We start from the raw sequence: 22,033 nt of genomic DNA, 5'->3' as shown, positions 1-22,033 counted from the left end.
TTATTTCTTCCGATATCTTGTAAAAATCATTATGCTCAGTGGGGTAATTGCTCCCACAATGGCAAAGAAAAACTTAAGCCGTACCATATTTTCAAACATGTAAATATTTTCTGCATAGCCTTGGTTGATCCAATAAGTTAGCCGGACATTTTCCACAATATCAAATACCCAGGCCAATAGCTGCATGACTGCCAATGTGGATAAAATCACTTTCATTCCCTGATACCTGCCGATTTGCCCTAGGATTTTTTCTCTTTCTACGACCATTTTCCTTGCCCAAATGCAAAGGATAAACAATGCAGGAAATAAAGTGGACATGAAAAAATAATCCATCCAAAGTTGTTCCAAAACAAAGGTTTTTTTGTCTTCCTGACTCCAGGATTGGATCAATGCGTTTAAGTTATCCACAGAACCTGGCAGTTCAAATTCCATGATATCAAAGCTGTATCCTGTGGATTGTTCAAATTGGTATTCATGGACCCTCATCCATGAAAGGGATAAAATGGCCAACAGGAGGAAAGCGAAAAAGGCATATTTCATTTTCTCAATTTAACTTTTAAAAAACCGTTCTGCAATTTTTAATGGTCTGAAAATAAATCGCTTTTTGATGCGGTGTGAAGATCTCCTTTTTAGGATGTCATTAAGGAATTCCAATACTTTTTCAGTATAAGGTCCTTTATTGATCATGATACATTCTGCCATTCCCGCATGAGCAGCATCGGTAATTTCTGAGCGTGTAGCCAATCCAAATTTGTGAAGACTTTCCAAAACCTGCGTGGCCCAAATGACGGGTAGATGAGCTGCTTCACAAATCCACAGAATTTCTTCCTGAATTTCACTCAACCTTTCAAAGCCTATTTCCACAGCTAAATCACCTCTCGCAATCATTATTCCGGCAGCAGGTTCTTTCAGCGCTTCCAGCAAAAGTTCGGGAAGTTTATCTACTGCTTCCTTGGTCTCGATCTTTAAAATAATATGTGGATAAGTAGGACTGATATTAAGTAAGGCTTTTCTTAATTCGGCAATATCCTGGGCAGTTCTCACAAAAGAGTAGCCGATTAAATCTGCATGTTGACAAATGAAGGAAAGACAAGATTTGTCATACACGGTCAGGGAGGGGACATTTAATCTGCTATCTGGAAAATTGATTCCCTTGCTGTTTTTAATAAAGTTTTTCTTGGTGGATACTCTTTCTACCCTCAGCGCTACTTTGTGCTCCTCTAGGTTTTCTACTACACAGCGAATCATCCCATCATCTATGTATACTCTTTCTCCGGAAAGTAGACTGTTAATAACTCCTTTTTCTCCTGGGCTGATCCAAATGCCTTTTTTATCCACATGCTTTTGGGCTTCAGTCATCCAAATCAAATCTCCTTCCTGAATTTTTGTTTTTCCTTTCTCGCTTCCCTTGCCAAGCAGTTTTGTCCTGATTTTAGGTCCTGCCAAGTCCATGTAAATCTTGCAATCCAATCCAGTTTCCTGACAGGCTTTTCGGATTTGATGGATCATTTCTTTCCAAACTTCCGGATTGTCGTGGGCGCAGTTGATCCTGGCTACATCCATTCCTTTTTGAAGTAAACTTTTTACTTTTTCCAAATCTGAGGAAAACTCCGAATCAAATGTAACCATGAGGTGGGGTATGCCTTTCTCAGGTTTTTTTCCAAATAGTTTGTTACTTCTTGAAATGAGCTTATCCCGACCGGATGAATGGGTACATGGATCGAGTTGATTTTCATGATAAACATGCCCAAGCCATTTTCTAATGTTTTGGATTTGTCTCAAAATATGACTTTCTGAACTTGCCAGCGAGGAAAGCCCTTTCTCATGGAGTTTATCCTGAAGATCTCTGATATCCTTATTTCTCAAAGTAAGGTACCGGATAAGGTTTTGAGCAGATTCCTTTTGTTCCTTTTCCAAAAACTGCCAGCTATGGCTTTTCAAGGTCAGGCTGTCTTCCATGTCTTTTTCAAGAAGCTGTAATTGTTCATGGATATAATCGAGTTTGTGCGACATGTAAGAGCAAATAGTCTTGTGTTTAGCATGAATTGACAGTATTTCTCGCAAAGACGCTAAGTGATTTTCGCTAGCTTATGTTGCGCCAATCTGTCTTTGCGAGAAATTAAACTACATCAAATTAGAAATTATGAAATACCAGTTAATGATTAACAAGGTACTAGATATCCCAATGTCGGAGAAAAAAATAATGTTAAGTTTTTGTGTAAAAGCTAATTTCCTTTTCAAAGTGCTTAAAAATAAATAAACAGCTATCTTGTTTCATAAGAATACAAAATAGCTGTTTTTGCTAAGCCTATCAAAGGTTTTCAAGATGGCTTTAGAAAATATGGCCAAATCCAAAGAAGAACTGACCACCTTCTCTACTTTGGGCATAGTCCAGTCTAAGAATCGTGGACTGGTTCCAAGCAATACGTCCTCCTACTCCTGGTGCCCCCCTGAAATTGTTAAGTTGTACATCACTCAGCCCTTCCCACACCGTTCCAAAATCATAAAATGGGGTGATACCTAAGGCAAAATGCTGATTAAAGGCGTTGAAATCATGCAGCCTTGCCCGCATTTCTAAGTTGACAAGTCCAACTGTCGGTGCTAAGAACCTAGCTTCTCTGTAACCCCTTAGGGATCTTCCCCCACCCAATACCAGAATTCCTCCAGCTTCTGCCTGTGAAGATAAATCCCACATCTCGATGAAGTTGATCTTGGGACCAAAGATGTGACCAAAGGCAGCCAAACCGGCAAATGTCAATCTGTTCCTGTCATTTTTCCAGCGGTGAAAGGTGTGGATAAACTGCCCCTGAACCATGAATTTGTTAAAGTTAAACTCAGAACCTATCCAAGGTGCGGAATATTCATGGGAATATTGAAGGAAAACCCCCTTACTTGGATCGGGCTCCAAATCTCTGGTGTCATAAATTAAGGCACCTGCCAGCATGCTGGTAAACTGAAACCTGTCATCAAACCCTGCCAGGTTAAACCTTTCCCAAGTCCCGTCATTTTTCTGAATATTGGCAAGCGTAGGTCGCTGTATGGCTTCCACTGCTGTGCCATCTGCCAAAAAAGCTTCTTCTGCAATCCTGCCCGTATAGTCCTCGAAGGCGGTAAAGAGCATCTCATATCCAAACATGATCCTCAGTTTACCCCCCATTTCTACCCGCTCACCCAAAAGGTTGAATAATTTTTCCTTCTGAATAAACTGATTGAAGTGGGTATCGGTCTGTAACCTCCCCCCATTTCCGGGAACAGCAATTTTCAAATTGTCTTCATAGGCATTGACCCTGTTAAACTGTCTGATTGGACCATCAGCTCCTTCAGATTTATCGGCAAACTGAAGTCTGTTGAGAGATTCTCGGCCTATTCCCCAATACTGGGCATTAGGATCTTCCCACAATACGGCATCCACCCGCAATCTCCATTTAGAACCGAAGACATAAGGTACGTCTAGGTTGACTGCCGCTTTGATCCTTCCGTTCTCAAACACGAAGAACTCTGTATTTACACTATATCTATAAGGGGTGTAGTAAAAAAAGGGATCTTCTTCAGTTTTGTTTTGGAATAAAAATACATTTCCACCTATCCCAAATCCACGGATGGGATCAAATTCAAACCGGGGCAAACCCGTAACGAAAAAGCCTTCTTTTTTATTTAAAATATCCTCTTTTGAAAGCTGCTTGTCTTTGGAAATTTCAAAAGGCAACGTTAAGGTATCTAAGATACTTAGCCTATGGGCGTTTTTATGGTCTTCAAATCTTGAACTCGTAGGCAAATTCTGGGCAAAAACTTGAAAGCTTAGAATCAAGAAAATTATTGAAAGTAATGAATGTCTCATCTTTTTTGGCAAAAGTAGGGAAAACATTGCGTTATTTTATAGTTCTTAACAAAAGGATAATCTAGTTTAAGGGATAAAATACGCTGAGTTCCAAATAAAAGTTTGGTTTTTCTCATCTTATGTTAAAAAATTTTAAAACATATATTTTCGGAGATGATTCGCATGGTCAAAAAAAATACCTCCATCCGTAAAAGTGTAGCCTTTGCAGATGGAGGTGTGATAAATTACTGGAAAATTATTTTTAGAAAATATGTCCAAATCCAAAAAAGAACTGTGAACCCTCTGCCCCACTAGCAAAGTCTAGACGGACAATAGTAGATTGATTCCAGGCAATCCGACCACCTATTCCTGGGGCTCCTCTCCAACCTTCTACTCCTATTCTGCTTAGATTATCCCATCCTCTTCCCATGTCATAGAATGGTGTTAAACCCAAGGCAAAGTGCTGATTTAACGCACTAAAATCATATAGCCTGAAACGGGCCTCCAGATTGATCAAACCAATAGCGGGAGCAACAAACCTTGATTCACGGAAAGCCCTAAGAGACCTGTCTCCACCAAGAACGTTGATCCCTCCGGCCTCTGCCTGAGAAGAAAGGTCAAACATCTCCAGCCAGTTGATATTGCTTCCCCATACTTGACCAAAGGATGCCATTCCTGCTAAGGTAAGTCTGCTTTTTCCACCTCTCCATCTCGCTACTGTATTGAAATATTGGCCTTGAACCATGAACTTGTTGAAACTAAAGTCTGAACCTAACCATCTGGCTGAATACTCATGGGAATATTCCAAAAATACCCCCTTGGATGGATCCGGCTCTAAATCTCTTGTATCCCAAATCAGAGCAGCAGCAAGCATGGAAGTAAAAAACCAGTCATTGTTGCCAATAGCATTTACCCCACTAATGTTAAACCTATCCCATGTGCTGCCTTCAGTACTTCCATCACCCGTTCTCGCGATAGCATCTTTATTGATTAGTGTTTGCTCATTGATGGCCTCCACCTCTTGACCATTGAAAAATGCCTCTTCTGCAATTCTTCCCGTCCAGTCATTTGTTCTAGTGAACAAAGCTTCATACCCAAACATCAATCGCAGCTTACCCCCATACCATACACGCTCAGGAAGAATATTGAAAAGCATTTCTTCTATTTCAATTTCATTGTAGTGGGTATTGGTAACAAAGCCACCATTACGAGTTTGGGCTTGCGCCAAATTATCCAGATAGTCATCTATGGTAGCAAAAGATGGAGCAGGTTGTCCGGTTCGTGCTTGATCAAACTGCTGTAGCGACCTTAAACTTTGCTCTCCAATCCCGAAATATTGAAAGTTAGGATCAAATTCGTAAAGCGCATCCATTCTCAGTCTCCAAGGAGTTCCAAATAGATAAGGAACATCTAAGTTAAGTCCACCTTGAAACCTTCCGTTGGTAAAAGCTTTAAAATCTGTTGAGATCCTGTAGCGATAGGGAGTATAATAAAAAAATGGATCACTGGAGGTCCTATTCTGATAGAAGAATGCTCTCCCTCCGATTCCTAACCCCCTAATTGGATCAACCTCAATATCCGGGAAGCCTGTGACGAAAAAACCTTCCTTTTTAGTCAAAACATCGTCTTCAGTCAGCCTCTTGATAGGATCAATATTTAAAGGGGTCGTTAAGGTATCCATAATCTGAAGACGATACATGTTTCTTTCCCTTAGATCTTTGATCTTGGCCGGTGATTGGCCGATCACTTCATCCTGTGCATTAGCGAAAATAAAGCACACTAAAGCAAGCGTAGTTAGTAGTAGTTTTTTCATGATTACTAAAGTTTGATTGTTTTTAAAGCCCTAATAATGTTACAGTTACAGTAAAGTATATCAATAAGCCGGTAATGTCCACCACTGTGGTAATCGCCGGGGAGGCTGCCACCGCAGGGTCTCCTCCAAAACGCTTGACCAAGAGGGGTAATCCTGCTCCAATACAGGTCGCAGAGACCACTTGAAGGGAAAGCGCCAAAGAGATGACAAAAGCCAGTTGGTTTAGTGTATATTCTGAAGGTATGCTGGTTTCCCAACTCAAAAACAACACCTTCAGGAAAGCCAAAACACCTAAACAAACGGCCAGCATGCTGGATATTTTAAATTCTTTGAATACGATTTTGAACCATTGTTTGGGGCTAATTTGACCTAATGCCAAAGCCCTAACGATCACCGTTGCCGCCTGAGAACCGGAATTTCCACCGGTATCAGCCACCATGGGCATATAAAGCGCCAGAATGATGAGTGCTTCTAAAGTAGATTCAAACCTATGAATGATCATACCGGATATGATACCAACCGCTGCCAGGGAAACGATCCATACTACCCTTTTCCTGAAATGCTGCATGCTGCTGGTTTGCATGTAATCATGCTCAGCACTTTCGGTCATGATTCCCATGAATTTTTCCATGTCCTCTGTATGCTCGGCCCTGATGACTTCTATGGCATCATCCTGGGTGACTATTCCTACCAATTGCCCAGCATTGTTTAATACAGGAATGGCCAAAAGGTCATAGTCTTCAATTTTTTTGGCCACAATTTCCCGATCCTCATCCACATGGGTAGAAACAAACTGCTCATGAAGAATGTCACTGATCAATTGATTGGGAGAAGCCATTATCAAGTCTTTCAAAGAAATAAAGCCTACCATTTTCATCCTGTTATCCACAACATAGATGTAGTAGATCATTTTTTTGGAAGGGGAATCTCTCCTGACTTTTGCCATAGCCGATTCTACAGACATGGTTGCCATTACTGTGGCGAAATCGGTACTCATGATACCCCCTGCAGTTTCAGGAGGATATGCACTCAAGCGAACCACATCTTCACGGGCTTCTTTGCTCAAATACGGCAGGATGGCTGCCTGTTCTTCCTGACTCATGTGCTGGAAAAGATCACAACGGTCATCCGAAGCCATGTTTTCGAAGAGTGGAGCAAATCGGCTTTTACTGATCTTTTGGAAGAAAGCAAGCTGTCTTCTGATGTCAAAGTGGGAAAGGATTTTGGATTGGCTTTCAGCGTCAAAAAACTCCAAAGCCTCCAAGATGGTGCCTTCTTCCAATGGATCAAGCACTTCCGCCACTTCCACGAGGGTCATTTTTTGCAGTGCCGGCATTAATTCCCTAATTTTCTGCTTCTCCGATAAGATGATCCAGTTTTCTACGCCCCCTTTCATTGCTCGTTCTGTTGTCCTGCGATTTCCCAACTCACTTCCATTACACCATACTCCAAGGTCAGTTTGCCAGCAAGATTTTCCATGATGCTGTCTCTGTTACCATTGGATACCACTTTTGCCTCTACATAAGCATGCTTGGGATTCCCATTGTCCTTGCTTTTTAAGGATTGAAGCCTTAGACTGGAATCAGACTTAATGGTTTCCAAAAGCATTACCCTTAAGTGATTTTCCACTTTATCCAAACATTTGATTTGAAAAAGGTAGAAAAATGTACCATTTGCTTCTTCAGCCGGCGAGGCAGGTATGCTGCTGATTTTTCTTCCCAAAGGCCTTAAGCCTAAATGGGCAAACATCACAGCTCCCGCTGTAATCACTGATTCCCCATATAGCCCAACGCCGGCCAAGGAACCTACAGCGGCAGAACACCAGATGGTAGCGGCAGTATTTAGTCCTTGGACATTAAAGCCATCTTTCATAATGACCCCAGCACCCAAAAAACCAATTCCGGTAACGATCTGTCCCGCTACCCTTGAAGGGTCTCCGGTAACTCCAGTCAATGATTCTGATAATAAAATAAATGCGGCTGCGCCTAATGAAACCAGCGTATTGGTCCGTAATCCGGCACTTCTCTGTCTCCATTGCCTTTCAAAGCCGATGGCCGCGCCAAGAAGTAGGGCTACGCTAAGTCTGAGTACAAATTCGAATAGTGTCATGATGACCTCCTTTCACGTTTAAGTGGATATGATTTTCCGCACTCCTAAACCCGGAGGCAAAAAATCAGGAATGTTTAGATTGATCTAGGGGAATTGGTTCCATAGCTTTTCTATTGAAATCTTTTACAAAAATAGGTGAATTTGCCCGAAGGCCTTTTTAGAGCCCTCTTAGAAAAGTATTAGAAAACCATTAGAAAAATCAAGAAAGGGGAAGCAGGACTTGAAAAGCTGTGCCCTGTTCAGGTGGAGATTGTACATGTATTTCACCGAGATGAAGGTCCACAATCTTTTTTACCAAGGTCAAACCAATGCCTGAACCTTTCGCAAAGTTCCTGTTTTGACCTCTATAAAAAGGAGTAAAAATTTTGTCCAATTCACTTTTAGATATTCCAATCCCTTTGTCCTTAAAAACTACTTTAGCAAAGCGCCCTTCAGTACTGATGGAAACAGTGCACTTGTGGTCTTGTGAAAATTTACAGGCATTACTCATAAGATTGGAAAATGCAATGGCAAGCAAGTAAGCGTTGGCATTGACTAGTACTTCCTCTTCATCTGAATGGTCAGCAAAATCTAATTCAATCTTGTATTCAGGGTTGTTTTTTTGGACTTCCATACTTGAATCCAATAGCACCTCATCCACCCGGATTTGTTTAAAATTGACCTCAGAACGGTCATAATTGGCTTTGGCAAAATCCAGAAGTGTATTTAAAAGCTTCGCCATCCTTTGTCCGTCCGACAAAATATTTTCAATGGTTTCCTGATATTCTTCTATTGTTCTATCCCTCTGTAAAGCCCATTCAAGTTCGGTAATCATGGCTGTTAAAGGAGTACGGAGTTCATGCGAGACATAGGAGACAAACTGCTTCTGGGAATCAAATGATTTCTCCAAGCGCTCCAGAAGTTGATTAAAAGTCTGTGCCAATTGCTTCAATTCATCTTGTTCATCTCCTTCTTTTAAGCGCAAATGAAGGTTGGAAGCAGATATCATTTCTGCTTCCACAATCATTTCCGTTACTGGCTTGAGAATTCTCTTCGAAAAATACCTGCCCAAAATAATTATAAACAGGATGCCGAAAGCCAAAGAAATGATGATGGTATCCCTGATGTTTTCCAGTTTACTATAACCATAAGCATCATAGGAAGCAGCCGTAACAAAAAAAGGTTTCCCCTCATGTTCATAGACAAAACCAAGAACTTGCCAGCCCTCCTGAAGAAAACGGATGGATAGATTTTCCCTGATTTCCTGAAACATTTCAGGACTTTCCTTGACAAAATCTATCTCAACTGCATCATGGTAGACCAATTGCTCCTGCTCATCATAAATGGCCACCTCTACTTCATACAGGATTTCCCTATTTTCCCTGTATATGGTCTGAAGGGTTTGAGCATCCAGGTCTGTATCCAACAACAGGTTGAGTTTAGTGATGGCTTCTTTTTCCAGAATGGTGTAAAACTCATTGAGCCTGTTATTATATGCAGAAAAATAAACAAAGCCCATAAATAGCACCAATACCGTAATCGTAAGCAAGGTAAACCAAAGAGTGATGCGTTTTTGGAGACTCATGCTTTTTGAAGGATAAAACCCATACCCGTACGGGTATGGATAAGGTTAGAGGAAAATGGCTTGTCCACTTTTTTCCTAAGGTAATTGATATACACATCAATAAAGTTTGTCCCGGTGTCAAAATCCAGATCCCAAACTTTTTTGGCAATTTCTTCTCTGGAAAGTACGCGCTCCGGATGCTTTACCAAAAAGGTCAATAGGTTATATTCCTTTGGTGTGAGCTGTAATTCTACCCCCTGCCGATAAGCTTTTTTCTGAAAGGTATCAATTGAAAGGTCTGCATATTCAATAATGGCTGAATCAGGTTTTTTGGATTCCGATTTTGCTCTTTTTAATAAAGTCTTAATCCTGGCATGTAATTCTCTGAAGTCAAATGGCTTGACTAGATAATCATCTGCCCCGGCATCAAAACCTTCTAATTTATCATCAGTGGTTCCTAAAGCGGTTAACATGATAATTGGAACTTTACTGCCTTTTTTTCTGATGGCTTTGCAAATGTCCAGGCCATTCATTTTTGGTAGGATCAAATCGGTTATGATCAGGTCAAAATGTTCATTGTCAAAAAGCTTAAGGGCCATCTCCCCATCATAGACCGGCAACACTTCGAACCCATTTTCTTCCAGGCCTTTTTTGATCAATTTGGATAGGCGTTCATCATCTTCAATCAAAAGAATATTATGTTCTTTAGCTGACATGGTAGCATCTTTTTCAAGTGAGTTGGTAGATAATGTTTTGATGTTCCGGCCATTTCTCCAAGAGCTCCTCAGCCGTAAACAATTTGAAATCCTGGAAGTCAAAGCCTGGAGCTACCACACAGGAAACCAAGCTGTAACTGTCTTCTTGGTCTACCGTGGATCCAAAAATCACTCCTGATTTGACCAATTGGTAAGGTAGGTGACCCTCCCGGTCTGAAGGGCCAACCAACAATTGTTCATAACCTTTATCAGAAAGCACATGCACGGTAAGTGGGCTTCCTTCATGATAAAACCACATTTCATCACTTTTGATCTGGTGGAATTTGGAGAAATTGGCTGAGGTAAGCAGGAAATAGATACTGGTCATCAAGCTCCGGCTTCCATGGTCAGTCACCACCTGCCAGTCCGACCGATAGGTCTCCGCATAGAAGCCCCCTTCTGGATGGGCCTTCAGTTGAAGTTGATCGATCAATTCTTGGACCCGCTTTTTCATTACCTGTAAATTTCCAAGATTTTATCTACAATCCGCTCAGCCGTTTTTCCATCCCACATGGGAATGCCCTGGTATTTTTTCCACTGATTATTCATCAGTTTTTCCAAATAAGGAGGTAGTTTTTTAGGGTCTGTACCCACTAATTCATTTGTGCCCAATTCAATTGTTTCAGGTCTTTCTGTATTATCCCTCAAGGTAATGCAGGGTACATTCATGACCGAAGCTTCCTCGGTAATCCCACCAGAGTCCGTAATGACCCCTTTGGCATTTTTCACCAAATAGTTGAACTCCAAATAAGATAAGGGATCCGTCATGTGGAGGTTAGGGTCGTTGATGCCCAGGTTTTGTAAATTTTTGGCGGTTCTGGGGTGTACTGGAAAAATAACAGGTAGTCCTTTGGTCCCTTTCATGATGGCATCAATCATTTCCTTGAGTTTTTCCTCCTGATCTACATTGGCAGGTCTGTGCATGGTCATCACAAAGTATGATTGTGGCTGCAATTGCTCAAATAATTCCCCTTCCGGTTTTTTAAAACGAGGCATATTGGCCATCAAAGTGTCAATCATGGTATTCCCCACAAAGTGTATGCTGGACTCAGGGAATCCCAGTTTTCTCAGGTTATTATTGGCAATTTCTGAGGTGGTAAAGAAATGGTCCGTAATACTGTCTGTGACCATTCTGTTGATTTCCTCGGGCATGCTCAAATCTCCTGAACGTATACCCCCTTCTACGTGCGCTACATCAACAACCAATTTTTTTGCGGTGATAGAACATGCCAATGTGGAGGTCACATCTCCGACAACGATTACAAGATCAGGTCTGTGGGCCAGGAGTTCTTTTTCGAAAGCCACCATAATGGCTGCCGTCTGTTCGGCCTGGGTTCCTCCTCCTCCTCCAAGGTTGGCATCGGGTTCCGGTATATTCAACTGTTCAAAAAAGTCTCCGGACATCTTTTTGTCGTAGTGCTGTCCGGTATGTACCAATCGGAAAGAAAGGGCTGAACCTTCTTTGATTTTTGCCTGAATTGCGTGGATCATAGGAGCAATTTTCATAAAATTAGGTCTTGCTCCAGCCACCAAAGTAACTTTGATCATGGATGTAAAATATTAAATTTAATGCAAGTTAAACATTCGCCTTTCCTCCGCCAATCAAATCCAGACTTAAATGAGGCCAAATTCTTGTTGTTTCAAGTCTAATGATTTCTTTTATTTGTAATCTTTAGGTAGTTTTGACGATTGATCAACATAGTACCAACCATTTCTAAAAGCATGTTTTTCAAGGTAACCACCCGTTTTTTATTCTTTTCCCTCAGTTTTCTGATTGCCTTTTCCCATTTTTCCTGTCAGGATAGGCTGGAAAGCCAACAGGTCATCTATTCCAATAATTTTGGGCAATTGGATCTCAGAAATTTTGAAAATGGAAGATTGTTTATATTCCTAGGAGATACCTTGCTGGGCTTTTATAACAATGAGGAAGTATCAGTCACCATTCCCGATTTACCGGGACATAATGTTCTTAAAGTCGAAATTGAACTCTGGGTCCATGACAGTTGGGATGGCAATCCGGACGATGGGGTCAATGGGCCGGATTTTTGGTATATGAAAATTGATGAAGAAGAAGTTTTCAGGACAACCTTTTCCAATACCCCTTGTATGCCTACTTTTTGTTTGCGGCAATCTTATCCACAAGATTATTTCAGGCAGAACAACCCCAAAGCAGGAGCCATTCAGACCAATCTTCCTGGCCTATGCCTTTTTGGGGCATTTCAAAATTATACCACACGATACAGGGTCAGTAGGATGATTCCACATAATACAGGTAGTGTAAAAATTACTTTGGGCGATGAATTGTTACAGACCAATAGTCCAAATCCGCTTTGTGATGAAAGTTGGTCAGTGGGAAAAATAGAAGTCACTACAATGGTGGTTATTTAGGGGGGATAAGATGATGGATAAAGGATACATTAAGTCATTTATTTTGGTACTGTGTTTATCAGTACTGCCAATCTCCTTTTTGCTGGGTCAAACGGTACCGCTGAATACTCCCGTTTTGGAAGATTACATGCGTAGGATGCAGCTTTTGGGACGGTTGGATGATAAGGCTTCCTTTGCCATTAGACCTTTACACCCCGCCTATGCTTTTGACAGGGAAAATGGACTGGATTTGGATAGTACATTTACAGATATCAACCGGTCTAAGGTCCACCATTATTTTGATCAGAAAAGGGAGGGTCTGATTATGGCCATGCCAGTTACTGTACGCACTCAGTTTAACTCTGACTATGCTTTTGGATTAAACAACGGGGCAATGATTCCCAACAGTGGTTTTCAACATCTGATCAGTGCAGGTTTATTTTTTAAAGAGGGTAAATTCAGTATTCAGTTACAACCGGAATTCCTCTTAGCCCAAAACCGGGATTATATGGGTTTTCCTATTGAACATCAATCCACGATTCTGTTTTACTATGAGTACATGAACCGGATTGATATGCCGGAGCGATTTGGGACTGGTCCTTATAATCGATTATTGCCTGGGCAGTCGAGCATTCGCTTTAATCCAGGAAATTTTTCTTTTGGTATATCCACAGAAAATCTTTGGTGGGGCCCTTCCAGAAGAAATTCACTCATCCTAAGTAATAATGCACCGGGGTTCCTACATTTTACGGCCAACACACTGAAACCTATAAAAACAGCAGTAGGCCATTTTGAAGGACAGTTTATCTCAGGCCTGCTTCAGCCTTCTGGTTTTTTACCTCCCCATCCAGATTATAGCATTCAGGGCAACCCAGTTATGATTCCTAAAAGGGAAAATGGAGAACGCAATTTATCCGGTATCATTATCAGCTATCAGCCCAAGTGGGTACCTGGTTTATTTTTGGGCTATTCGGCCACCAACAATATTTATATTGAAGATCAGGAACGGCTAGGTGATTATGTTCCTTTTTTTAATGGACAGAAAGGAAGAAATAATGTACGTAACACCATAAGGGATAGGAGGCAACAGTTCAGTTCAGGATTCTTTCGCTGGATAAGTACAGAAGGGCATTTTGAGTTTTATGGAGAGTATGGTACAAATGGAAATAGCAGGAGGCTAGCAGATTTTATAATTACCCCAGAAAGAAACCGTGGTTTTACTTTCGGTTTTTCCAATTTAATGCCCCTAAAAAAGGAAAAACAATTTCTACAGATCAGTGCAGAAATGAGCCAAACAGGACAGACCATAAGGGAGAGTATCAGAAATCTTGACACTTGGTACATTCATAACCATGTGAGGCACGGATACACCCATAATGGACAAGTGCTAGGAATGGGGTATGGACCTGCTGCCAATGTCAACTGGATTGAAATTGGCTGGGTGAAGGAGTTTAGCCGTATCGCTTTCCATTTTGAAAGGATCGTGTACAATAATGATTTTTACTATTTTAGGTATGAAGCTTCTAAGGATTGGAGAAATAAATATGTAGATCTAGTACCTTCTTTGGTGGCAGACTGGAGATTTGGAAACCTACTTTTTCATGGTAATTTTCAATACGTTAATACTTTGAATTACAAGTGGTTTTTAGAAAATCAGCCCGACCAGTATTTCGTGCCAGGGTTGGATAAAAATAACATTGTGGCTACTGTAGGTCTGAGTTATATTTTTAGGTAATTAATTTTTCTTTTTCATCATAAACTTTAATGCCCCTTGCTCAAAAGACATTTCCTCTGTTTCGGGAAAGAATTCTAGGGAAAGATTGGCCATTTTAAACACAAACCTATTACCTTCCTCATACTCCAAAGGAAATTCAGGTTGGCCGGTAGCCTGCGCCATCAAACTCATATGTTCTCTTCTGATGGTGATTTCCAGTGGGAATCCAGATGCTGCGTAAGTACCCGCCATTTTATCCAATTCCTCTTCTGTTAAAGAGATATCTTTGAACACTGGAAGCTCAAACTCTTTTCCAAAAAAAGCACTTAAAACGGCGATAGATATCTGATTGGGATCAAAGCTAACCCCATTTAATGTAAGGCAATAGGCCAAATCTCTTTCAGGGAAATAGCTAAGGTTGGACCTGAATCCGTCAATTCCTCCGTCATGCCCAAAAGCGAAATCTTCATAGAAAGGTATTTTGAAGATTCCTCTGCCATAATTGTTTTTGATTTCCGTCATAGAAGAAAGGCTTTCTTCAGAAATTATTTTTCCTTGCATCAAGGAACGGATAAAGTGGCTTAAATCCTCAGGTGTAGAGACAATAGCACCTGCTCCTAATGGAATAGACATATCGGTAAAGGGCTCTTGGATCCATTTTCCCGGATATTTGTAAGAGTTTACCTCACCATTTTCAGGTGAAAAGTCTTCACCCACGTAGGTATTCTCCAACCCTAAGGGCTTGGTGATGATTTGAGCAAGAAGCTTGCTGTAGGGTTTTTGATAAATATCCTCCAAAACCCAAGTCAACAAGACATAATTGGAATTACTGTATTCTGCTTTACTTCCTGGTTCAAAAACCCTTCTCCCCTTTAAAATTATGCTATACAGATCTTCCCTATTTTTTGTTTCTGTATTCCAGGAAAAGTAATCAGGTTGAGATGTCAAGCTAAAAATACCACTTCTGTGATTCAGTAAATCGCTTATGGTAATCTCATCTGCTTTCTCTAATTCCGGGAAAAATTTGTCAATACTCTGACCAAGATCAATCTTTCCTTCTTCAATAGCTTTGAAAATCAAGGTTGAAGTAAAGGTTTTGGAGATTGACCCTGTCCTAAACTTGCTTGCTGAATTTATGGCTTGCTTCTGCTCTCTATTCGCATAACCAAAATTTCTACTATATACCACCTCACCATTTTGCATTAATACCACGGATCCCATAGCCCTATCTTCCGCTTCTAATAGATCAAAGTATTGCTCCAATTTTGTTTGATCCCAATCTTGGGAAAATATGTGCTGGTAAGTAAACAGCGAAAAAACCAAGAAGAGTGTAATTTTTTTCATGATAAATGAGATTTGTCAATATAAATATAAAAAACTTCCCCCGTGTTAGAGGGAAGTTTATCCTGACTTATTCGTTTTGTTTAATCCAACCTGTCTCTTTCTTCTGAGCTTCCACTTCTGCTGGATACCCTGAAGCTTTCTCCTCTGGCAAACTTATAACGGAGTGTAAAGCGTACACCCTGTGTACTTCGGTATTGTCTGAATTGTGTGTCAATATTGTCAAATTGAACATCTGCCCGAATAACTTGACTGGCAAATAAATCTGTTCCATTGACTGTCAATGTCATTTTATCCTTCAACATACTTTTGGTGATACCGGCATCAATCCAGCCAAAACCTTTTATGGTTGCTTGGCCATATTGTGCCGGACCCATGTACATACCCATTAATTCGGCTTTAAAACCTCCAGGTAAACTCAAGCTATGCTGGGAACGGATCATAAAAGAAGTCTGAGATACATCCAACAGCGCATCGCCTATCATAGATTTCCATTTGGAATTGGTCAGCTGAAGCATATTGCTCGTATTCCACCAAGGTCTGATCTCCACAGGGATCATGGCCCTTAGATTGAATACATGAGATCTATCCAAGTTGGCTGTAAAGGTAGTGGTGGTTCGGCTTTCTTCATCCTGCGTAAAGATTTGTTGGAAAACATCCGTGGTCATGGAGTATCCTACAGTAAACTGGTAGGCATTTTTCAGGACATGGTTCATTTCGAAATTATGCGCATATTGAGGCCTTAGGTTAGGATTGCCTTCTTCTGTGGTCAATGGATCAATATAGAAAATAAATGGGTTCAGTAAGCGGTAATTAGGTCTGCTTATCCTTCTGTTGGCATTGTAAATGATCTGATAATCCTTGCTTACCTTTTGCTGGATGTAAAGGCTAGGGAATAAATCAATATACCGTTGTTTGTTTACCTGATCCAAGGTTACAGAGGTACCGGTGATGTCCGAATATTCTGTCCTTAAGCCGGCTTGAAAGCTCACTTTTTCAGAAAACCTGCTTTTATATGAGGTATAGGCCGCCAATACATTTTCTTCATAAATAAACCTGTTGCTGTTGGGGTCTGGCTGGAAAGGCTCTTCCTCCACGGCTTTGCTCAGATCCAGGTTATTATCAGAATTGACCCAACTTCCTTTTAGGCCTGCCTCCAAGACCCGGCCTTTTCCAAGCGGCTTGATAAAATCGACCTTAGCGGTGAAAATGGTATAATCCATATCGTTTAGGGTGAGGATAAAGTCTCGTGCTGATAGGGCTTCACTTTGATTGATCCAATTGTTGTTTGACAACAAGGAACTGGAAGAAGAAACCATTTTGGTAAAATCAACATCTGAGGTAAGTTTGGTTCCTAAGGAATCCAAGATTCCTACATAATGGAAGTTACCAAAAAGCCTTTTATTATGGGATTCGGTGTCGTTCTTGGACCTAAGGAAAAACAAGTCATCTGTGTATGGGTTGTTGATTTCTGTTAAAGATTTTCCCAAATCTTCCCCATTGTATTGAGATGCCTGAACATTGAAACCTAGACTGTGGTTTTTGTTGATTTCATAGTCTGAGGCACCATTGAAGAATAAGCTTCTGTTATACATGCCAATGTCAGAGCGCTGCTGGAAATTGGATATTCCCTGCTCCAATTGAAAATTCCTTTCTATTTCCAGTTCATTAAGGAAATTGAATTCATTGTAATTCAGGCTTGCCTGATTGGTCCACTTTCCTTTTTTAACATTGACAGAAACTCCGGCATTAGGGCCATATATGCCATTGTACATTCCGCCCAGATGGGCATTGCCGAAAATGCCGTCGATGTTGTTCTTTTTGAGCACAATGTTGATCACTCCTGCACCACCTTCTGCATCAAACCTGGAGCTGGGATTGTTGATGATTTCAATGCTTTTGATATTGTCTGCTGGCATAGAGCGTAGGAAGCTCGCCAAATCAGCAGCACTCATGTAGGTTTGACGGTCATTGATCATGACCAAAACACCTGATCTCCCATTAAGTATGATGTTGTTGTTTTCGTCTACATATACGCCGGGTGAGCGGGCGATGATATCCAAGGCAGTATTTCCTTCTGCCATGACCGTACCTTCTATGTTGACGGTGGTTTTATCCGCTTCAACGATGATCTCAGGTCGGATTGCCCTTACTGTCACTTCCGACAAGTTATTGGATTCCTCTTTTATCTTGATGGTACCAAAATCTTTGTTGGATCCAGGTTTGATTTCGAAGGGCTCCGATCGAAAAGTTTCAAAACCAATGGAGGAAACCATCAATCTGACTTCTCCTGTCAGCGCACTTTCAATTAAAAACGTGCCATCTTCGGAGCTCACAGCACCGGTCAATAAAGTGCCCGATTTAGCGTCTAACAGTGCTACATTGGCAAAAGGAAGGAATTCCCCGTTTTCATCGGCTACCCGACCTGATATATGGGTAAACTCCTTAGCAGCGAGATTGCTTATGCCAAGAAAGAAGCTCAAAAGTACAAGACATAACTGGGTTGAGATTTTCATAATAGCTGGTTTTTGTTTTTGGTACAAATACTATTGATAATCCAATGCCAGAAGGAAAAAAAACACTTAAAATGCTGAAAAACAATTAATTAGAAATCGGGGTAAAAGTTTTTGTGTTCCGAAACCGAACAGTATTACCGTCCGATTGAGGAACAAAAAAACGCCTCAGAAAAACTCCTGAGGCGTTAACCAATCAATTAAAAACACTTAAATTTTATTTTGCAGCAGCAAATCTTTTGCTGACTTCGTCCCAGTTGACCACGCTCCAAAAAGCAGAAACATAATCCGGTCTTCTGTTTTGATAGTTAAGGTAGTATGCATGCTCCCATACATCCAGACCCAAAATTGGTGTTCCTGGGCAATCTGCGATGTCCATCAGTGGATTATCCTGATTGGCAGTGGAGCAAACACAAAGTTCTTTTTTCTCGTCTACGCAAAGCCAAGCCCATCCAGATCCAAATCTGGTTGCCGCTGCTTTGTTGAATTCCTCTTTGAAGGCATCAAAAGACCCAAATTTTGCATCAATGGCAGCAGCCAAATCACCTGTAGGTGCACCACCACCATTGGGAGACATCACTGTCCAAAATAGGCTGTGGTTGTAGTGACCACCACCATTATTTCTTACCGCATTGTTAGAGCCTGCAACTTTCATCAACTCCTCTAAACTTTTGTTTTCCAGGTCAGTTCCGGCAATGGCATTGTTCAGGTTTGTAACATAACCATTGTGGTGCTTGCCATGATGGATTTCCATGGTGCGCGCGTCAATATGTGGTTCTAGCGCATTAAAATCATAAGGTAATTTTGGTAGTTCAAAAGCCATTTTTTAAAAGGGTTTATGGTGAAACATAAAATTAAATATTCATCAGGTTACATCATAGCAACCAAATTGATTTAGAATTGGTTCTAAAAAGCTAAAAAAGGATTCAATTTCTTAGCTTTTTAAAAAAGGCATTCAATAACTCTTTTGATTCTTGGGCCATAAGCCCCTTATACACCTTCGTTTTAGGGTGTAAAATACTTGATGATAAGAGAGAAAAGCCCCTTTTTGGGTCAGGTGCGGCATAATGCAGTTCTCCCAACTGAGACCAGAAGGAAGCTCCTGCACACATCACACATGGCTCTAGGGTTACATATAATTTGCATTCCGGTAAATATTTTGCCCCTAAGGCGTTGGATCCTGCTGTGATGGCCAGAATCTCGGCATGCGCAGTTACATCTCTTAGTTTTTCTGTCTGATTATAAGCTCGGGCAATGACTTTGTTTCTGCACACCAGAACCGCTCCTACGGGTATTTCATCTTCTTCAAAAGCAATTTTGGCCTGCTTAAAAGCCTCATTCATAAAGTATGCATCAGAATACAATTCCATTTTACAAATTAAGTATTATGCATGAAAAAACGCAGGCTTTTTGAAAAACCTGCGCTTGAACTCCTACTAGGATACATAATTAACGGAACAAGTCCATAATTTCATTTCTAACACCTTCATTGATAATCAAGGCTAGAATTAGTGAAACCAAAAGTCCGATTGCTGCCTTTGTGATATCTTTTCTGGCTAAAGAATAAGCCCTGAAGATCCTTGCCTTTCTCTTGCTCAACTTTTTCGATTTGGCCAGTGCTATGGCCAACTCCCTACCACCCAGCAGTCCGATAAATACCCAAGTCGTACTCATAGGGACATTGCTAAGCATTTTAAAATAGAACAGGATGATGGCATATACAAAATCGACCAATGTAGCTGCCCGCACATCAGTAACTTTGGTTTTTTCATTGACGATACCCTGAATTCTATCTCCTTTGAGGTAAAACAGAAAGCCTAAACCCAAGAAGATAAACCCAGTGTAGCCGATAAATTCCCAAGTATTCAATTGTCTTGGCAAAAACACGGCAATGTTGGCAGCATCTTGCATGATCCATACCGCCCAAAGGGTACCTGAGGTTATCCATTGAAGCACATACCAATAAGATTTTGCTTGCCCCTTAAGGAAATTCTTGACGAACCTTTCAATCAGGAACCATACGATAATGGCAATGAAAAAAGCCAAAAGGTAGCCTAAAAAGCTTTTCTTCATCACATCTAAAATGGTACCCGCCTTATAGGTAAAAACATTCAGTAAAAGAAATGTGGTCGATACCGGCATTCTTAACCTTGTCATAACCAATAAGACTATGGGGGCGGCCAATTGTAAAAATACAAAATCCTGAGGTGCCTTATCAAGACCCGGTACCTGAAGTCTTTGGTAACTGACATCCCCATTGTAAGTGAACCAACTGAATGTGACTGTTCCTACGAATATCAATCCCATGAAAAGCCACAACCAATACCACTTCCTTTGATGATTGGAGGCGATGAATGTCCCTATAGTCTGAATGCTGTCATTGGCAATGGCAGAATAAGCTGCCAAAGCAAACCCGAACCACATCGCAAAATACGTGTAGGGTGTGATCATTCCCGCAATGGAAATCAATATACAGATGACAAGGAGAAAAGTCTTTTCTTTCTTTGTAAAGTCAAAAAGTGTGTAGGCTACCTTAGATAAGGCATCCTGATTAATGTTTTGGTCTTTGAGTTTGGCCATAAAGTTGGTCTATATCGATTCTAAACCCCTGCAAAGTTAAAGAAGATTATTTGGCTTGTATGTTAACAAATTGTTAAGCCATTGATTATTTTTTTAAAATATGATCTTACAAGTAATTATCTATCGAAATCTAGCATATTGATTGGGTTAAAATTAGATAAATCAGCACAAAAGACTAAAAATTTTCATTGGAAATTGACTTTGTGCCATTGGTTATCATCAATGTTAACAAAATCTTCATATCAAAGCCACTGTTATTACTTTCCTGTACCTTTATTTTGTAAATTGAAAAGATGAAGCCTGACCCCATTAGGGGTTTTTCTATAAATGAGCAAAAGTATTAAGCCCCGTACTTATTCCAATAAGGTAATTCCAATACTTATTACACTTTTTGGGCTCTTATTTTTTATGTTTTCGATTGACTTGTTGACAGTCAGTATGACACAGATCAACAATGATTTTGCCTCCCAGCTTTTTGTTGCTACAAATAATCCTTTTGTGGGTCTGTTTATTGGTTTGTTGATGACTGCACTGATTCAGAGTAGCTCCACGGTTACGGCCATGGTGGTGGCAGTTGTTGCTTCCGGTTCTTTAACCCTAGGTCAGGCTGTTCCTGTGGTGATGGGAGCCAATATAGGCACTACCATCACCAGCACCTTGGTTGCTTTTTCATTTATTATGAAAAAGAATGTGTTTAAAAAAGCATTGGCAGCTGGGGTGCTTCATGATGTTTTCAATATACTTACGGTATTGGTGCTTTTTCCTTTAGAAGTCTATTTTGGTTTCTTAAGTGAATCAGCCTCATACCTTACTGCCACTTTTTTTGATTTGGGAGATGATTTTGACGGAAGCTATGCATACAACGTGCTGTTCACCAGGCCACTTACACTTTGGTTGGTGAATTTATTGCAACAGCCTGTTATTGCGCTGATTTTAGCGGTGGTATTGGTTTTTGTCTCTATTAAATTCCTGTCTCAGGCGGTGATGCGGGCATTTATGTCAGATAACCTGAATAAAATCAATAAGCACATCTTTCAAAAACCATTTCTTTCCTTTGCATATGGTGCTTTTTTCACCGCTGCCGTTCAATCCAGTACTGTGACTACTTCTATCATGGTACCTGCTGTGGCCAATAGAAAAGTATCCTTGGTAAAGGCATTCCCTTTCATCATCGGGGCCAATATTGGCACTACTATTACAGCTTCTATCGCCGCAATCTACAAGACCGATGCTGCCATAAGTTTGGCTATCGTACATGTCATGTTCAATTTGTTTGGGGCCCTCCTATTTATGCCTTCAGCATCCATCAGAAATATTCCAGTAAAGATTGCAACCTTCTTGGGTAATGAGTCCATCCGTACCCGTTTTGTGGGTTTTGCCTATATCCTGCTCACCTTTTTTGTCATTCCTTTTTTGCTTATTTATTTCAATAAAGACGGTGATATCCACGAAATGAGCCAGGCACACAAACAGCCTAAAAC

18 protein-coding genes are annotated in these 22,033 nt (G+C 40.7%); 3 read left to right on the top strand and 15 right to left on the bottom strand.

Going from position 1 to position 22,033, the window contains the following annotated elements; genetic code table 11:
- The 10 genes from B879_RS15055 to wecB all read right to left on the bottom strand — a co-directional run bounded on the left by B879_RS15055 (position 1) and on the right by wecB (position 11,585).
- Positions 1-540: a hypothetical protein gene (locus B879_RS15055; RefSeq protein WP_009186062.1), complete on the bottom strand. Its 540-nt coding sequence runs from the start codon at positions 538-540 to the stop codon at positions 1-3.
- A gap of 9 nt (positions 541-549) precedes the next feature.
- The gene (locus tag B879_RS15050) at positions 550-2,013 is read right to left on the bottom strand and encodes a pyruvate kinase (protein WP_009186061.1); all 1,464 of its coding nucleotides are present in this window, start codon (positions 2,011-2,013) and stop codon (positions 550-552) included.
- Between the two features lie 319 nt (positions 2,014-2,332).
- On the bottom strand, positions 2,333-3,838 hold the full coding sequence (omp85, locus tag B879_RS15045) for an Omp85 family outer membrane protein (RefSeq protein WP_202949644.1): 1,506 nt from the start codon (positions 3,836-3,838) through the stop codon (positions 2,333-2,335).
- A gap of 241 nt (positions 3,839-4,079) precedes the next feature.
- Complete coding sequence (omp85, locus tag B879_RS15040; RefSeq protein ID WP_009186058.1) at positions 4,080-5,630, bottom strand: Omp85 family outer membrane protein; 1,551 nt, start codon at positions 5,628-5,630, stop codon at positions 4,080-4,082.
- Between the two features lie 22 nt (positions 5,631-5,652).
- On the bottom strand, positions 5,653-7,026 hold the full coding sequence (gene mgtE / locus B879_RS15035; protein ID WP_009186057.1) for a magnesium transporter: 1,374 nt from the start codon (positions 7,024-7,026) through the stop codon (positions 5,653-5,655).
- A complete protein-coding gene (locus B879_RS15030; protein WP_009186056.1) occupies positions 7,023-7,739 on the bottom strand; it encodes an MgtC/SapB family protein in 717 nt (238 codons plus the stop codon). The genes mgtE and B879_RS15030 overlap by 4 nt, the downstream gene beginning before the upstream one ends.
- A 199-nt stretch (positions 7,740-7,938) precedes the next feature.
- Positions 7,939-9,303 (bottom strand): HAMP domain-containing sensor histidine kinase, encoded by a 1,365-nt coding sequence (locus B879_RS15025; RefSeq protein ID WP_009186055.1) that lies wholly within the window; start codon positions 9,301-9,303, stop codon positions 7,939-7,941.
- Positions 9,300-9,998, bottom strand: coding sequence for a response regulator transcription factor (locus B879_RS15020; protein WP_009186054.1), 699 nt, complete (start codon positions 9,996-9,998; stop codon positions 9,300-9,302). Before B879_RS15020 ends, B879_RS15025 begins: the two co-directional genes overlap by 4 nt.
- A gap of 13 nt (positions 9,999-10,011) precedes the next feature.
- Positions 10,012-10,491: a cupin domain-containing protein gene (locus B879_RS15015; RefSeq protein WP_009186053.1), complete on the bottom strand. Its 480-nt coding sequence runs from the start codon at positions 10,489-10,491 to the stop codon at positions 10,012-10,014.
- A complete protein-coding gene (wecB, locus tag B879_RS15010; RefSeq protein ID WP_009186052.1) occupies positions 10,491-11,585 on the bottom strand; it encodes a non-hydrolyzing UDP-N-acetylglucosamine 2-epimerase in 1,095 nt (364 codons plus the stop codon). Before wecB ends, B879_RS15015 begins: the two co-directional genes overlap by 1 nt.
- A gap of 174 nt (positions 11,586-11,759) precedes the next feature.
- On the opposite strand from wecB, the gene B879_RS15005 reads away from it, so the two are divergent.
- Complete coding sequence (locus B879_RS15005; protein ID WP_009186051.1) at positions 11,760-12,425, top strand: hypothetical protein; 666 nt, start codon at positions 11,760-11,762, stop codon at positions 12,423-12,425.
- A 13-nt stretch (positions 12,426-12,438) separates the two neighbouring features.
- A complete protein-coding gene (locus tag B879_RS15000) occupies positions 12,439-14,139 on the top strand; it encodes a capsule assembly Wzi family protein (RefSeq protein WP_009186050.1) in 1,701 nt (566 codons plus the stop codon).
- Here the strand turns inward: B879_RS15000 and B879_RS14995 are convergent, their stop codons facing one another.
- From B879_RS14995 to B879_RS14975, 5 genes are all read right to left on the bottom strand, one after another.
- Positions 14,140-15,462: a serine hydrolase domain-containing protein gene (locus B879_RS14995; RefSeq protein ID WP_009186049.1), complete on the bottom strand. Its 1,323-nt coding sequence runs from the start codon at positions 15,460-15,462 to the stop codon at positions 14,140-14,142. It lies immediately after the preceding gene.
- Positions 15,463-15,542: 80 nt separating this feature from the next.
- On the bottom strand, positions 15,543-17,975 hold the full coding sequence (locus B879_RS14990; RefSeq protein ID WP_009186048.1) for a TonB-dependent receptor: 2,433 nt from the start codon (positions 17,973-17,975) through the stop codon (positions 15,543-15,545).
- Between the two features lie 214 nt (positions 17,976-18,189).
- The gene (locus B879_RS14985) at positions 18,190-18,795 is read right to left on the bottom strand and encodes a superoxide dismutase (RefSeq protein WP_009186047.1); all 606 of its coding nucleotides are present in this window, start codon (positions 18,793-18,795) and stop codon (positions 18,190-18,192) included.
- Between the two features lie 103 nt (positions 18,796-18,898).
- Positions 18,899-19,342: a nucleoside deaminase gene (locus tag B879_RS14980; RefSeq protein ID WP_009186046.1), complete on the bottom strand. Its 444-nt coding sequence runs from the start codon at positions 19,340-19,342 to the stop codon at positions 18,899-18,901.
- 79 nt (positions 19,343-19,421) lie between these two features.
- Entirely contained in the window at positions 19,422-20,552 is a 1,131-nt protein-coding gene (locus tag B879_RS14975; RefSeq protein ID WP_009186045.1) for a hypothetical protein, read from the bottom strand.
- A 327-nt stretch (positions 20,553-20,879) separates the two neighbouring features.
- On the opposite strand from B879_RS14975, the gene B879_RS14970 reads away from it, so the two are divergent.
- On the top strand, positions 20,880-22,033 hold a 1,154-nt coding region (locus tag B879_RS14970; RefSeq protein ID WP_040400841.1), incomplete at its 3' end, for a Na/Pi symporter.

The sequence above is a fragment of the Cecembia lonarensis LW9 genome, assembly GCF_000298295.1.
GTDB lineage: Bacteria > Bacteroidota > Bacteroidia > Cytophagales > Cyclobacteriaceae > Cecembia > Cecembia lonarensis.
The sequence above is the reverse complement of the archived record's forward strand: the minus strand, read 5'-3'. Positions and strand labels throughout refer to the sequence as shown.